Annotated in this window: 9 protein-coding genes; 6 read left to right on the forward strand and 3 right to left on the reverse strand. The window is 36.2% G+C overall.

Annotated elements, in window-relative coordinates; all coding sequences use genetic code 11:
• The first annotated feature begins 272 nt into the window (after nt 1-272).
• Nucleotides 273-1,583 (forward strand): DEAD/DEAH box helicase, encoded by a 1,311-nt coding sequence (locus tag CF599_RS16410; protein ID WP_121967056.1) that lies wholly within the window; start codon nt 273-275, stop codon nt 1,581-1,583.
• Nucleotides 1,584-1,619: 36 nt separating this feature from the next.
• Here the strand turns inward: CF599_RS16410 and CF599_RS16415 are convergent, their stop codons facing one another.
• Together CF599_RS16415 and dinB are read right to left on the reverse strand one after the other, a co-directional pair.
• The gene (locus CF599_RS16415; protein ID WP_121967057.1) at nt 1,620-4,688 is read right to left on the reverse strand and encodes a DNA polymerase III subunit alpha; all 3,069 of its coding nucleotides are present in this window, start codon (nt 4,686-4,688) and stop codon (nt 1,620-1,622) included.
• A 416-nt stretch (nt 4,689-5,104) separates the two neighbouring features.
• Nucleotides 5,105-6,343: a DNA polymerase IV gene (dinB, locus tag CF599_RS16420; protein WP_121967058.1), complete on the reverse strand. Its 1,239-nt coding sequence runs from the start codon at nt 6,341-6,343 to the stop codon at nt 5,105-5,107.
• On the opposite strand from dinB, the gene CF599_RS16425 reads away from it, so the two are divergent.
• Complete coding sequence (locus tag CF599_RS16425) at nt 6,344-7,111, forward strand: helix-turn-helix domain-containing protein (RefSeq protein WP_121967059.1); 768 nt, start codon at nt 6,344-6,346, stop codon at nt 7,109-7,111.
• 455 nt (nt 7,112-7,566) lie between these two features.
• Here the strand turns inward: CF599_RS16425 and CF599_RS16430 are convergent, their stop codons facing one another.
• Nucleotides 7,567-8,634 (reverse strand): 2,3-butanediol dehydrogenase, encoded by a 1,068-nt coding sequence (locus CF599_RS16430; RefSeq protein ID WP_121967060.1) that lies wholly within the window; start codon nt 8,632-8,634, stop codon nt 7,567-7,569.
• A 923-nt stretch (nt 8,635-9,557) separates the two neighbouring features.
• Here CF599_RS16430 and CF599_RS16435 point away from each other — a divergent pair.
• From CF599_RS16435 to CF599_RS16450, 4 genes are all read left to right on the forward strand, one after another.
• Nucleotides 9,558-10,562: a DUF6266 family protein gene (locus CF599_RS16435; RefSeq protein ID WP_121967061.1), complete on the forward strand. Its 1,005-nt coding sequence runs from the start codon at nt 9,558-9,560 to the stop codon at nt 10,560-10,562.
• Nucleotides 10,563-11,035: 473 nt separating this feature from the next.
• Nucleotides 11,036-11,896 carry a prolipoprotein diacylglyceryl transferase gene (lgt, locus tag CF599_RS16440; RefSeq protein ID WP_121967062.1) on the forward strand — a complete coding sequence of 287 codons (861 nt, stop codon included), beginning with the start codon at nt 11,036-11,038 and terminating at the stop codon, nt 11,894-11,896.
• Nucleotides 11,897-11,901: 5 nt separating this feature from the next.
• Nucleotides 11,902-12,630 (forward strand): GNAT family N-acetyltransferase, encoded by a 729-nt coding sequence (locus CF599_RS16445; protein WP_121967063.1) that lies wholly within the window; start codon nt 11,902-11,904, stop codon nt 12,628-12,630.
• A gap of 583 nt (nt 12,631-13,213) precedes the next feature.
• Nucleotides 13,214-16,011, forward strand: a 2,798-nt coding sequence (locus CF599_RS16450; RefSeq protein ID WP_121967064.1) for a hypothetical protein, incomplete at its 3' end; no start/stop codon positions are given.

Raw genomic sequence — 16,011 nt, forward strand, 5'->3', positions numbered from 1 at the left:
CTAAAAACTCAGGTAAAATCATTTTTATAAACTCAATATAGTTTTCCACGTTTATTATTTATCATTACAAAGATCTGTAGTTTTTAATTCACACACAACTTTTGAGATTGATCCCTAATTAGGTGCACAAGGCGATACTATTATTTTTGTGCACCTTTTAAGAAGGCAAACCTAATAGTAGTGCTGATCTAAAGTATAAATACCACGCTTGTTCTTGTTATAAAAATTATAAGAAGAAGTGAAAGTAAAATTATAAAAACTACCTTTGCTCCATGAATAAAGCAGAAATACTTAAAAACTTAAATATTGAGGCGTTAAATGAAATGCAAACAAAAGCATTAAACGCTGCTCAGAAGAACCCTAATATTATTCTTTTATCTCCTACGGGATCAGGGAAGACTCTTGCATTTTTAATGCCATTGATAGAGCGTCTAGATCCTAATGTAAGAGGGGTACAGGCTGTTATTCTAGTTCCTACTAGAGAGCTTGCGCTACAGATAGAGACTGTGTTTAAGAAGATGGGGACAGCATTTAAGATTAATGCTTGTTATGGAGGACACGCTACTAAGACTGAGTTAAAGAACTTTAGTTCGCCACCTGCAGTATTAGTAGGAACGCCGGGTAGAGTTGCATTCCACGTAGAAGAATTCTCTTTTAATGCAGAGACTGTAACTAGCTATGTTATTGATGAGTTTGATAAAGCATTAGAGATGGGCTTCCAGAGTGATATGGATTATATAATTAATTCGTTTGACAATATCTCTTTCAGAATGCTTACTTCAGCTACTGCTTTAAAGAAGATCCCTGAATTTACAGGTATAGTAGATCCTGAGCGTATTCATTTTTTGAATAAGGAAGAGGTTATGCCTGACCTTACTTTTAGTCAAGTTATTTCTACTTCAGAAGAGAAGTTAGAGACAGTGATTAAGTTAATAGGTAAGATCGGGAAAGATACTATTCTTATCTTTTGTAACCACCGTGATGCAGTATCTCGTATTAGTGAGACATTGACGAAGAAAGGAGTTGCAAATAGTGCTTTTCACGGAGGGTTATTACAAGAAGATCGTGAACGTGCTATCATGAAGTTTAGAAATAAAAGTGCACATATTCTTATCGCAACTGACTTAGCAGCGAGAGGACTTGATATTCCTGAGATAGGACACGTGATCCATTATCAAATCCCAGAGAAGGAAGATGCTTTTATCCATCGTAATGGGCGTACAGCACGTATGAAAGCTTCAGGTAAAGCTTATGTGATGATTACGAATGATGAACTTGTTGAGTTTATTAGTCCTGATATGCCAGTGGAAGATCTTAGTGGAGTATATAATATCGACAACAAAACGGACTTTAAGACTATCTACATCAGTGCAGGTAAGAAAGACAAGGTTAATAAAGGTGATATCGTTGGTTATTTGATCAAGACAGGTAAGTTAACGAAAGAAGATATCGGAGTGATTGATGTTAGAGATACTCAGGCATTCGTAGCAGTGAATACAAAGAAAGTAAAAGCGCTATTAACTGAACTTGTTGACACTAGACTGAAGAATAAGAAAGTAAAAATAGAGATAGCGAAAGACTAGTTTCACTTATTATAAAGCCTTGGTACATCTCTTGTATCAAGGCTTTTCTTTTGTGAATTTCATTCGATGTCGTGGTAGATTAATCTCTGCAGCTATAGGATAAGGTTTGCGATGAGTAAGACTGACATCTTCCTTTATTCTGTTTTGTGTCGTTTGATTATCTTTATCATCGTAATGATATCGAGGATCTGTAATAAATGGCAATCTTGCCATTTTGATGATTTGCACATTAGGGAAGTGATATTCGACTTCCACTGTTCCCAATAGTAGATAACATCCCCCACCAGCGAATGGATATTCTTCTAAAGTATTCGGGAAGTGAACCGTGTCAAAATACTGCCCATTAGCATCTATCCAAGTACCGAAATACATTGTTCCTTTAGAAGTAGGTACATGCTTACGAGCGATGAGATACCCAATCATTCTGATTGTCTTTTTGTGGTGATGTTGTAGATCTTTAACCATCACATCTCCTCTAAATTTAGTCTTAAGCAAGTCAAATGGCATACACGAAATCGCATAGCCAAGTAACTCTATTTCATCAAAGGCATCTTCATATACAGAGCGTTTTAGAGTAGGGAATGTATACTCCTGTATGGGTTCTTGTAACAAGGTTAGAGTAGGAGCAACTTCTTTTTTACTTAATAATAACTTAGACTGTATTAATAGCTCGTTCTTTTGTTTGCCTAGTGATTGAAAAGCACCAATGAATATTAACTTTTGCAAAGTCTCCATAGCGATAGGAATGCGTTGGGTGAAATCAAATAGTGATTCATATTTGCCATTTCTTTCTCTTTCTTTTAAAATAGCGCTTAACAAATCGATGTTTATACCCTCGATTAGCTTTAATCCTAAGAATAGGTCTTTATCAATTAGTGTTGTTTTTAAATCACTGTAATTTATACAAGGTGGAAGTACATTGGCACCGGACATAGCCGCCTCATGTATGTACACTTCCGTGCGATAAAACCCTCCCTCGTTGTTAATCACAGCAGTGATAAACTCTAATGGGTAATAAGTCTTGAGATATAAACTTTGATAACTCTCTATTGCATAAGAAGCAGAATGGGCTTTACAGAATGAATAACCCGCGAATGATTCTATCTGTCTGTAGATCTCTTCACTTAATGGCCTAGGATGTCCTTTAGCATCACAGTGTTCGAAAAAGCGATTCTTAACAGCTAATAATCCTTCTTTAGAACGGCTCTTACCACTCATCGCTCTACGTAGAATATCTCCATCCGTAGCAGGTAATCCCCCATAGTGTAACGCTATTTTTATCACATCTTCTTGATAGACCATAATGCCGTATGTCTCTCCTAACTGTTTTTCAAAGACAGGGTGAAAGTATTCAAACTTTGACGGATTATTATGCCTAAAGATATACTCTTGCATCATACCACTCTGTGCTACGCCAGGGCGAATAATAGAAGATGCCGCAACAAGTATTTTGTAATTATTGCAGTTTAGTCTTCTCAATAATCCTCTCATAGCGGGGCTTTCGATATAAAAACAACCTATTGTATTGCCAATTGCCAATTGTTGATTACAATTTTTTTCATCTTTTGACAAAGCGATATTTCGGATATCAACAACGATATTTTGGTTTTGTAAGATGAGTTCCACCGCTTCATCAATGTGCCCAATGCCTCGTTGACTTAGAATATCAAATTTGTCAAAGCCTATATCTTCAGCAGTATGCATATCAAATTGCACCACAGGAAATCCCTTTGGAGGATAGTCTAGCGCAGTGTAGTTAGTTATGGGCTCTTCCGAAATAAGTATTCCACACGCGTGCATAGTACGTTGATTAGGAAATCCCTCTAGAAGTTGTCCATATCTATGGATGAGGAGTACGATACTGTTGTTTTCATGTTGTTCTGTAGGGTTGCGAGTGAGTGTATCTAGTTCATTTTTAGATAAACCAAATACCTTACCTATTTCTCGTATGATAGAGCGATACTTAAATGTAGACACAGCTCCACAGAAAGCCACGTGATCTTTGCCATATCTTGAGAAAATATAGCGAAGTATATCATCCCTTTGATTCCAAGACCAATCAATGTCAAAGTCAGGTGGAGATTTTCTATTCTCGTTTAAAAAACGCTCAAAGTACAAGTCTAGTTCTAACGGGCAGACATTCGTTATCCCTAGACAATATCCCACTATACTATTGGCTCCACTGCCTCGTCCAATATGCATAAAACCTTGACTGTTGCTATATTTAATGATATCCCAAGTGATCAAGAAATACCCTGCAAAGTTCAGATCATTGATTACTTTTAACTCTTTAGCTAATCTCTCTTTGGCTTGTAGATTATCATCGCCATAAATCTGTTCCATCCCTTGCTTAGCGAGCGTAGTCAATAGACTGAAATCAGTTTCTTTACTTTCTGTATAATAACGTTTATTCTTAGGCGTTTTGAATGTAAAAGAATACGCACACTGATTGATTAAAGCGGAAGTGTTCTCCACTATTATAGGATAAGCTGTAAACTGTTCAGCTAATTGCTGCTCACTTATAAAGAATTCTCCATATTCAGCACAGTCTGTAGTTGTTAGTTTGGACAGAATAGTGTTTTTGTCTATTGCACGTAATATGCGATGTAGCTCATACTCCTCAGCAGACAAGTGATTCACTGTATGCAGCATTAGCATCTTAGGGATATAAGCTTTCCATTTCTCTTGATAGAGTTGATTTAGCTGTCCACTTTTTATACCGATATATTCCCATTCTTTTAATTCAGTAGGATGAGTAGAAAAGGGATAGATTACCACGCATTCTTTAAAATCAGGAGCAGTAAGTGGAATAGGAGAGTTGTGTTCATTGATATGAGTCAATAAACGTCCTAGTTCAGCAAATCCCTCTTGGTTCTTAGCAATGACGATATATCGCAACTCATTGTCCTCTCTAAATTCTACCCCTATTATTGGTTTTATTTCTGCCTTAGCACAAGCAGTGATAAACTCATAAACCCCACTAAGGTTGTTGATATCAGTTAGCGCCATAGCGGATACCCCACACTGCTGACCTAAGTGAACTAACTGCTCTACAGGAATTGTCCCGTATCGCAAACTATAATATGAATGACAATTTAATAGCATGTTTTTTTGTTTTTTTGTGAAGTTGTGAAGTTGTGAAGTTGTGAAGTCGTGAAGTTGTAATGTCGGGAAGTTGTGATGTCGTGAAGTTGTGATGATGTGAGGTGCAATATATACTCTCCAGTAACCACGATACTTACGTTGTTGCGGACTTGTAGTCCGTGACATGTATTTCCACACAGTATTTCCGCATAGTTAGGATAGCACAGGCAAGTGCATTAAAACATCAATGATGTTTTATGTGGGCGTATAGTGATACGCCCGTACCGTTGTGGGTAATGATTGCGTACAGTACATGAGTACATCCCCACAATCTTTGCGCTGTCACGGATTTGGTAATCCGTGATATATATGTCCCCCCAGTAGTCACAAAACAACAAAATCACAAAAAAACACCATCACAAAAAAACAAAAAAAAACTATTCCCTCATTTTCAAAAAAGCTCCAGAGCATCTAGCCACTGCATCCACTCCATACCTTTTTTTCATTCTATCCATAGCCTGATAGAGCGCCATCATTTCTTCCGTATCTTCGAATAAATTCATTTGATAAGTACCTCGTACTAATCCACTTAGTTGTACCCCTATTAGGCGCAATCTCATTCTCCGTTGAAATAACTTATCAAACAACTCGTGTACTAATTTGATAAGTGTGTGATCAGCAGAAGTATAGCTTATTCTACTCTGTTTGGTTTCAGTATCAAAGTTGGTATAGCGTATTTTGACAGTGACTACAGAGGTTAACCATTCTTCTGATCGCAATTGATAAGCAAGTTTTTCGACCATACCAGTGAAGATCGCCTTTAACATAGGGATATCTATCGTATCTTGATCAAAGGTATGCTCAGATGAGATAGACTTGCGCTCTTTGTAAGGTTCCACCGGAGTAAGGTCTATGCCATTGGCTTTTCTCCATAAGTCAGTTCCATTCTTGCCTAATAGCTTTTGGAGTATCTGATGAGGCATTTCAGATAGCGTCTGTATATTTCGAATACCGATACGCGAGAGTAGCGTATAACTAACCTCTCCTAGCATAGGTATTTTTCGAATAGACAGCGGATTGAGAAAGGGCCGTACCTCAGGAGCCGTGATATTTAAAGCCCCACGGGGCTTAGCCTCTCCCGTACCGATTTTAGAAACAGTCTTATTGACAGATAAAGCATAACTCAGTGGTAATCCTGACTCCCTCTGTATCGTTTGGGCTAATTCTTTTATCCATAGTGACGAACCAAAGAACTTATCCATACCTGTTAAATCAAGGTAAAACTCATCTATACTTGCCTTTTCTAGAACAGGAGCTTTCTCTATTATAATATCCGTCACTAGGTGTGACATCTTAGAATAGAAGTGCATATCTCCTCTTCTAACAATAGCCTGTGGGCATAGGCGAGAAGCCATACGGATAGGCATAGCAGCTCTGACCCCAAACTGTCTAGCTTCATAAGAGCAGCTAGAAACTACTCCACGATCACCACCTCCTATAATGACAGGTTGCTCATTTAAAGAAGAATCTATTAAACGCTCACAGGATACAAAGAAAGTATCTAAATCTAAATGTGCGATGGCTCTTTCCATGATAGAAATAATTATAAATTCTTGAACGAAATTACTATTTATGTTAGCAATTATATGTATATTTGATGCTATAAATAATAGCAAATGTCATTTCTATCAGATAATATTAGGTATTTACGCGCTCAGAAGATTATGTCTCAGCAGAAGGTAGCAGACGAGTTAATGATAACTCGTGCACGATATTCGAAATATGAGGAGGGAGCTTCGGAGCCACCTCTAGAGGTATTATTGCGTATCTCTCGTTTCTTTCATGTCAGTGTTGATTTAATGATTTCGGTTGACCTGCGCAAAGTCCCAATGCAAGATTTGTTGAAGCTTGAGGATAACCGTATCCTATTGCCCATTATGGTTGATCCACATGGCAATAACTTTATTGAGATTATTCCTCATAAAGCAAGAGCGGGGTATTTGACAGGGTATGCTGATCCGGAGTTTATTCAAAATCTAGATCAGATCTCATTGCCATTTTTAAAAGAAGGGAAGTATAGAGCATTTCCTATCGAAGGGGATTCTATGCCTCCACATCAAGAAGGGTCTTTTATCATCGGAAGCTATATCGAGAAGTTAGATTATGTACGCAACGGACATACTTATATCATTATTACATCTACTGAAGGGGTGGTATATAAACGAGTATATCGCATAGACGACGAGACGTTAGAACTACACTCAGACAATACGTTTTATGAACCTTATCGCATTAAAGCGTATGATGTATTAGAGATATGGGAATATGCAAGTAGTATAGCGACAGAGGAGTTTAAGCCTGAGGATTTAGGTGAACCAGATACTAAAGCTATGTTCCAAGAGATTAGACACATGCTAGGAGAGGTGATTAAGAAAGTGAAATAAGCACTGCGTTTTAATTAGGAATTAAGAGTTAGGAATTAGGAATGACTGCCTTCGGCATAGGGTATGTAGATTGCGATTATTCGGGATATAACGTCTATCATGATTGTTTGGTCCACCTAAAATATCTTTAGATATTTTCGTTAGGAGTATACTTTGGAGATATAGACGTCACGGATTTAAATCTGCGACAGTGCAAGTATTTCGGATAATGAGAACGGATATAGATCACGTTAATTTATCATACGATCACCTAAAACATAAATGTTTTTAGTGAATAGAATAATAATGCAAGAGGAAACAAAATAAACGTGTATTACATAGATTCAGTACACAAAATCATCATTAAAAAAGCCATTACTCGTTTAAAAGTAATGGCTTTTTTTATTATAACGAAGAACCCTAATTCCCGAAGGGAAAGCATTCTTAATTCCTAATTTTAAATTCCTAATTAAAAGTTACGCTCTATTGATTTCAATAAGAACTTTAACTTGTTCAGGATTGTTTACTAATGCTTCAAAACCGTTTGTTACGATTTCGTCTAAGCTAATTTTATTAGTAACTAATTTTTCCACATCCATACGACCAGAGTCAATCAAATTAATTACTTCAGGGAAGATATTTCTATAAGCGATAACCCCTTTTACAGTGATTTCTCTCAATACTTGATTTAATGCATCGTGCTGAACAGGCTTACCAAATAAAGCTACTAATACAGCAGTCCCTCCATTACGAGTAGAATCGATACCTGTATTATAAGAAGCTTGTACTCCCGCACAGTCTATAAATACATTCACTCCTAATCCACCAGTCAATGCTTTGATTTTAGCAGGTAGATCAGCCTCCATAGCATTAAATACATGCGTAGCCCCGATTTCTCTTGCTTTATCTAGACGTTTCTCTGCCACATCAGTTACGATTACAGTAGATGCACCAGCTGCTAATGCTGCCTGAGCACATAATAAACCGATAGGTCCTGCCCCAGATACTAATACAGTTTGCCCTACTTTTAATCCACTCTGTAGTACTGAGTACACAGCCACAGCAGCAGGCTCTACTAAAGCTCCTTGTTCAAATGACATCGTATCAGGCATTTTGTGAATCATATAATCTTCTACAACTACATATTTAGCAAAACCACCATTACCTGATAATCCGATAAAACCTAAGTGCTCTCCTAAATTATATTCTCCAGCCGCTACGAATGGGCTATCAAAATTTTTATATATTGGCTCGATTACTACGCGATCTCCTACTTTAATGTTTTTTACTCCTTCACCTAATTCTTCTACTATACCAGAGAATTCGTGTCCTAGTGTAGTCACTCCTTGGTGTCCGTTAAGAGGATATGGTTTATCCAAAGGAATTAATTGTGGTCCGTGTACATATTCGTGCAAATCAGATCCACAGATACCTGCATATTGTACCGCTACTTTTACTTGCCCTTTAGCAGGAGTAGGTATTTCTGCTTGTTCTACTCTAATATCTTTCGCTGCATACCAGCGTGCTGCTTTCATTGTAGTCATAATTGCTTTTCTTTTTATGTTTCACTCAAATATAATGATAAAAGAGCAGAATATTCGTTTCCTGCGAATGTTATATGGCTTTTGTGATTTTGTTTTTTGTCTTTTCGTTTTTTTGTAAAGAGCAATGCGCGCTCCTAAGCCCATATTCTCACTTTCTCGTCACTTGCTCTGCAAAGTGTTCTACTTTCGTAGAAAAGCATTATCTAGCGCATCAATAAAAAACAACAATAGTTTTTTTAAACAACCTCAGTTTTCCTTCCAAAACCAACCAGTATATTCAATTCTCAACTTTTATTATTTGTTGAATAGTCTCGATTTCGTCCTAAAAGAGGAAATTCATAAAAAACACCTATCACTTTTTTTTGATAGTGTAATTGTGTAATATATTGTTATTGAGTTGTTTATTTATTTTTAATCAAAAGACTATTTTATCATGAACACCTCTCAATCCCAATAGGAATCAATCATGATACAGAGTTGCTCGTAGATTGCTCGAGTATTAGCCGTAAATAGTGCTATGTAGAAACTATTAGCGATGAATAGATGTCGTATTGATAGGGTATCTATGACTAGTTGAAAAACGAGATTAAGGAGACATTAGAGCTTGAGTACATAAAAAAGGTGCTTTGATTTCTTTCATTTGAAATCGCTAAAACTAGCGCAACAGTGATAGATACTGATTTTGTTGATTTTACGCAAATTTTCAATACTTCTTTGATTAGTTAAATAATTGTAATACTGTGTTTTATATCTTGTGGTAAGAAAAAAAGGGAACAGGAAAATGGGAACAGCAGCGCGGATTACAAATCACGCGCTAGCGGGAACAGGAAAACGGGGAAGAGGCAACGGTAAGGGAGAATTGCAATTCATCCCAACAAGCCAACAACATCACGACATCACAACATCACAAAAAAACAAAAAAAATGGCTGAAATTAAAAATGGAATATTAGGAGGAGTACACGGTAAGGTAGGTACAGTAGTAGGATTTATGTGGAGAGGGAAATACTATATACGTTCAAGACCGCGTAAATCACATAAACAAGCTACAGGAAAACAAGTGGCACAACGCAGTAAGTTAGCTGTAGCCTCAGGCTTTGTGAGTAAGTTCAGAGAGTTTGTCAATGCGCATTATCCACCCGCTTTACTAAATGATAAAATGGCTTCAGGTAGGGAACAATTGATATCTATGCTGATGAAAGAGGGGATTACTTATATAGAAGGAGAACCTTGTGTAGAGATAGCGAATGTATTAGTGTCAATGGGAAGCTTACCTCCTGCTGTGGTTAAGAAAGTAAACCAATTAAAGACAGGACGTATAAAAGTACTTTGGGATAACAGTATCACCAATATATTGGCAAAAAATACAGATAGACTATCTATCGTAGCTTATAGCGAGGAATTGCATAAAGTAGAGGTGATAGAATCAATTGCCAAGAGAGAGGATAAATACGTACACTTTGACTTGCCTAAAGATTGGGTTGAGGGTAAGGTACACTTTTGGAGCGTGTGGAAATCAGCAGATGGCAAACTTATCAGTACTAGTGCTTATCATGGAATGATAGAGGTCGTGAAAGGGGAGCAGGCAACAGAGAACAGGGAACAGGTAATAAGTGAACAGGAAAAAGGGAGTGTGGAGCAAAAAAAAGGTGAGCAGGTAACTGAAAACAAGGAGAGAAGTACTTCTTCTTCTTCTTCTTCTTCTTTAGAAAGTCCTGCTATTACAGATAAAATCTCAGAAAAAGTAAATACTACAGACAAGAAAAAGCCTGATATACGTGCTGATGAAGATAAGCCCAAGAAGTGGGCTCCATCGGGCTTTTATAGTAGGAGGAATAAATCAGATAATGTAGTGGAACCTAATGTACAACGGGATCAAGAAGAGCAACAAGAGGAGGGGCCAAGGTCAGTGTTAGAGGCACTTCGTTGAATTAAGAATTAGGAATTAATAATTAAGAATTGTTGCCTTCGGCATAAGGGGAAATGACTTGGGGTACTGTTTAGGTGTCATATTCTATACAGAGTATAAGGTAGAGACGCAATATTTTGCGTGTCACCCAATATTGGTGTATGTGCTGTATTACATTCTCTCACATAAAACATCTAGATGTTTTCATTGCGGTTACTATGTGGATGTATATGATGCGATTCTTCCTAACGTCAGAATGACAAGGATCGAGGTGGAAGTACTTTGTGGTGTATGTATTTTTAAAGGTAGTTAGTCTTAGTAGGTGTAGTTCACGCGGATTTGCAATTCGTGCGAAGTAAAACAACCTCACGACATCACAAAAAAACAACCTCACAACCTCACAAAAAAAAAACACTTTTATTAAGAAAACATTATATGTATAGGTTAGCATAAATGCAGTACTTTGCAAGCTTATAAATAATTACACTAAATAGATGAGTTTAGCTACAGTGCTATGGGATGCAAATCCTGAGATGATTAGAATAGGTTCTGTTCCTGTTAGATATTATGGAGTTCTTTTTGCCTTAGGGATAATATTAGGGTATAAGATTGTGAGTTATGTGTTTCAGAAGGAGCGCATTCCTTTAGCTTATTTAGATAAGTTACTCCTATATATTATAGTAGGTACAGTATTGGGAGCTAGATTAGGACATTGTCTATTCTATGAGTTTGATTACTATATGCAGCATCCGTTAGAGGTAATTATTCCTTTTGCGAAGATTAATGGTACCTATGAATATGTAGGGTTTATGGGATTAGCAAGTCATGGAGGGGCGATAGGAGTGCTGTTAGCGATCTATTTATATTGTCGAAAATATAAGATAGGTGTGTTCTGGGTATTAGATAAGATCGCATTAGGAGTACCTGTTGCAGGAGCATTTATTCGCTTTGGTAACTTTATGAATTCGGAGATATATGGTAAGCCAACTAATGGTACATGGGGAGTGATTTTCGCAAATGATGATATGATACCGAGGCACCCAACACAGTTATATGAGGCCTTTGGTTATATCCTTACTGGGGTATTTTTATGGTTTTTATATCGCAGTCATAAGATAAAGAATAACGGAGTGATCTTCGCTTATTTCTTGATTTTGATGTTTACTACCCGATTTGTATTAGAATTCTTTAAGGAGAATCAAGTTGCTTTTGAGCAAGATATGTTGTTTAATATGGGGCAGTGGTTAAGTGTACCTTTTATATTAATAGGAATAGCGATGTTGGTGTTTCAAAATAAGATGACAAAGATTAGTCGTTATGATGCTACTAAATTAATAGGAACTACTATCAAATAAATATTATGAGCGGTTTTTCGGATTTGATACATACGTATTGGAAAACTCAGATGCTAGAGGGGAGTATTATTCATTTTGATGAATTATTTACACTTGTGTCTAATCCTAAGTTAAGAGAGTCTTATAAGATGATGATATTAGAGATGACTAATACGCATACGATGGCTGTGGTGACCCCTAAATTAGCAGAATGTTTAAAACTAAAAGAGTTAGAACAATACTCTATTGCATCGTTAAGAACTGCTATTTCTAAATGTCAGTTAGTTCTTCATTCACCAGATTATATCTACTATTTGCCTAATAATGCAGTACCGATTAGTAGAGACAATAGAGATGATATAGTGATTAGACCGTTGTCTATGAGCCAAGATGCGAAGGCCTTCAGAGAGTTTGAGTCTTCGTGTATAGAAGAGGATTTAGATGGAGCTTATGCCTCATTAACGCATTGGGTAGTCTATGGAGCATTTGACGGAGATAATTTAATAGGAGTGAGTAGTATGTACTTATGGGAGGATACCAAACTAGCAGATTTGGGAGTACTTATATTGGAGACCTATAGAGATAAGGGAGTAGCAACACGTTTAGTCCAAGCTATCTGTAGAGATGTGATTAGTAAGGGGTGTGTACCTCAGTATCGATGTCAGGTAGATAATGAAGCCTCTATAGCACTAGCGATGGCATCTGGTTTTTCATTGTTCGGACGATGGGAAGCTATCGTAGCAGAAGAAGAGTAATAAATAGTATAGAGATATTATGAAATCCCTCAGTAGAGATAGTCTATTGAGGGATTTTTGTTTTTACCCCAGATTACGATAGACATATAAACGAAAAGTAATTATACATGGTAGGTCTGAATTAGTGAAAGAGGATAGTGCACTTTTATAGATAATGAGAGAACTATGAAGTAGAATTTAGCTAATGTGTATTTTGGGTTTAATAAGTACTCGGTACTTTTATTAAGTCAGATATTTAGGTGTTAAAATATAGAGTATGATATATGTTATTTTGTTTTTATAAGTATTTGTTTAAGTTTTTTTTACTTTTTGTGTTTTTATATATAATTTGGTTTTTGTTTGATTTTGTTGATATAAGAATATTTATGATATGTTTTTTTTGTTATATGTATGGTTATATTGAATTAAATGGTGAGTTTATTCATTTATTTATCTTGTTTAAGTGTTAATCGTTGAGTATATGTTTGTTAATTGTGTTAATAATTTTATTACTTTTATGCTTTGTATGGTTAATTTATATGTTTAAGTATTTTATTTTAACTAATATGTTTGAGAAAAGAATTAAGAAAATAAGAAAAATACTATGAAGAAAAAATTACTATTTGCCAGTGTAGCTTTTATGGCTTTAAATGCTATACATGCTCAAGATGGAGTAGGTATAGGTAAATCAGTTGTACCTAATGGAACTGCAGTGTTAGATGTTGATTCTGATACTAAAGGGGTATTGATACCACGTGTTTTTTTAACAGGCGAAAAGGATGTTACTACTATTAAAGGTGGTGTGTTTCCTGAAAGTTTATTAGTGTATCACAAAGCAAAACTTCCAACAGATGTATTAAAATCTGGATTCTATTTCTGGGACGGAACACTTTGGAGAGCTTTAATGTCTAAATCAAGTGAGCATTTATCTGAGACATTAACTACATTAGAGGTTAAACAAGAGGCAGGAGAAACTGTTTTAGTTTATAAAGATGAGAAAGGTAATCTTACTAATATAGAGATATCTAAAGAATTACTTAAAAGTACAAATTTTGAGACTTGGGTTAAAAACTTAGTTAATAGTACAGCAGCTGGAGTTGTAGTGGAAGAAGGTACAGGTATTACTGTTACTAAAACAGATCCTGTTGGAAATAGTACAGTCACTACTTATACCGTAGCTGCAAAACTTAATGAAATCGCATTAACTGGAGATGTATCAGGAATGGCTGATAGTACAAGTGTAGATAAGATTAAAGGAGTAGTAGTAGATAAAGCAGATCCTGCAAAAGATAATGGTCTTGCACTTGTTTATGATGGAGCTAAATGGGCACCAGGAAAACCTAAAGTAGATGGAGGTGATATTACTGATAAAGTCACTATTACAGTAGATAATTCTATTGAACTGACAGGAGGAACTGATGCTGTATTATCAGCAACAGGGTTAAAAGTTAAAGCATTAGGTATTAATGATACACATTTAGCGGCTGATGCAGTAACTACAGTTAAGATTAAGGATGCAAATGTTACTAAAGAAAAGATAAAAGGAGAAGGTAATGATAAAGTATTAACTACTAATGCAACAGGAGATGTAGTATGGGTAGCTCAAAATACAATCAAGCCAACAGCTACTACAATGACAGTAGATAATTCTATTGAGCTGACAGGAGGAACTGATGCTGTATTATCAGCAACAGATTTGAAAGTTAGGGCGTTAGGTATTAATGCTACTCATTTAGCAAAAGATGCAGTTGTTACAGATAAGATAGCAGATGCAAATGTAACTAAAGAAAAGATTAAGGGAGAAGGTAATGATAAAGTATTAACTACTAATGCAACAGGAGATGTAGTGTGGGTAGCTCAAAATACAATCAAACCAACAGCTACTACAATGACAGTAGATAATTCTATTGAAATGACAGGAGGAACTGATGCAGTATTATCAGCAACAGGATTAAAAGTTAAAGCATTAGGTATTAATGATGCACATTTAGCAGCTGATGCAGTAACTACAGTTAAGATTAAGGATGCAAATGTAACTCCAGGTAAAATAGAGAAGGGTACAGCTAATCAAGTTTTAGTTACAAGTGCTGATGGAACAAAAGTAGAGTGGGCAGAGCAAAGTAGAATTAAACCAACAGCAGCAGCTATCACAGTAGATAATTCTATTGAAATGACAGGAGGAACTGATGCAGTATTATCAGCAACAGGATTAAAAGTTAAAGCATTAGGTATAACTGAAGGACATTTAGCTAATAATGCAGTAACTACTCTTAAGATAGCAGATGCAAATGTTACTAAAGAAAAGATTAAGGGTGAAGGTAATGATAAGGTATTAACTACTAGTGCAACAGGAGACGTAGTATGGGTAGCTCAAAATACAATCAAGCCAACAGCAGCAGCTATCACAGTAGATAATTCTATTGAAATGACAGGAGGAACTGATGCTGTATTATCAGCAACAGGACTAAAAGTTAAGGCATTAGGTATTAATGATACACATTTAGCAGCCGATGCAGTAACTACAGTTAAGATTAAGGATGCAAATGTAACTCCAGGTAAAATAGAGAAGGGTACAGCTAATCAAGTTTTAGTTACAAGTGCTGATGGAACAAAAGTAGAGTGGGCAGAGCAAAGTAGAATTAAACCAACAGCAGCAGCTATCACAGTAGATAATTCTATTGAAATGACAGGAGGAACTGATGCTGTATTATCAGCAACAGGATTAAAAGTTAAGGCGTTAGGTATTAATGATACTCACTTAGCTAGTAATGCAGTTACAACAGATAAGATATTAAATGCTAATGTAACTCCAGCTAAGATTGCACCTGGAACATCAAATCAAGTTTTAGTAACAAGTGCTGATGGATTAAAAACAGAATGGGTAGATAAAAATGCCATTCAAGTAGTGGGAGTTACTCCTACTGTAGATGGGTCTATTGATATGACTGGGGGTACTAATGCAATGTTATCAGCAACAGGGTTAAAAGTTAAAGCATTAGGTATTAATGATACACATTTAGCGGCTGATGCAGTAACTACAGTTAAGATTAAGGATGCAAATGTAACTCCAGGTAAAATAGAGAAGGGTACAGCTAATCAAGTTTTAGTTACAAGTGCTGATGGAACAAAAGTAGAGTGGGCAGAGCAAAGTAGAATTAAACCAACAGCAGCAGCTATCACAGTAGATAATTCTATCGAAATGACAGGAGGAACTGATGCAGTATTATCAGCAACAGGACTAAAAGTTAAAGCATTAGGTATTAATGATACACATTTAGCGGCTGATGCAGTAACTACAGTTAAGATTAAGGATGCAAATGTAACTCCAGGTAAAATAGAGAAGGGTACAGCTAATCAAGTTTTAGTTACAAGTGCTGATGGAACAAAAGTAGAGTGGGCAGA

The sequence above is a fragment of the Myroides sp. N17-2 genome (genome assembly GCF_002286775.1).
Classification (GTDB): Bacteria; Bacteroidota; Bacteroidia; order Flavobacteriales; family Flavobacteriaceae; genus Flavobacterium.

Bases quoted from the DNA above. Each gene is read 5' to 3' on its own strand.
- CF599_RS16410 (WP_121967056.1), top strand. From the start codon at position 273: ATGAATAAAGCAGAAATACTTAAAAACTTAAATATTGAGGCGTTAAAT.
- CF599_RS16415 (WP_121967057.1), bottom strand. From the start codon at position 4,688: ATGCTATTAAATTGTCATTCATATTATAGTTTGCGATACGGGACAATT.
- CF599_RS16425 (WP_121967059.1), top strand. From the start codon at position 6,344: ATGTCATTTCTATCAGATAATATTAGGTATTTACGCGCTCAGAAGATT.
- CF599_RS16430 (WP_121967060.1), bottom strand. From the start codon at position 8,634: ATGACTACAATGAAAGCAGCACGCTGGTATGCAGCGAAAGATATTAGA.
- CF599_RS16435 (WP_121967061.1), top strand. From the start codon at position 9,558: ATGGCTGAAATTAAAAATGGAATATTAGGAGGAGTACACGGTAAGGTA.
- lgt (WP_121967062.1), top strand. From the start codon at position 11,036: ATGAGTTTAGCTACAGTGCTATGGGATGCAAATCCTGAGATGATTAGA.
- CF599_RS16445 (WP_121967063.1), top strand. From the start codon at position 11,902: ATGAGCGGTTTTTCGGATTTGATACATACGTATTGGAAAACTCAGATG.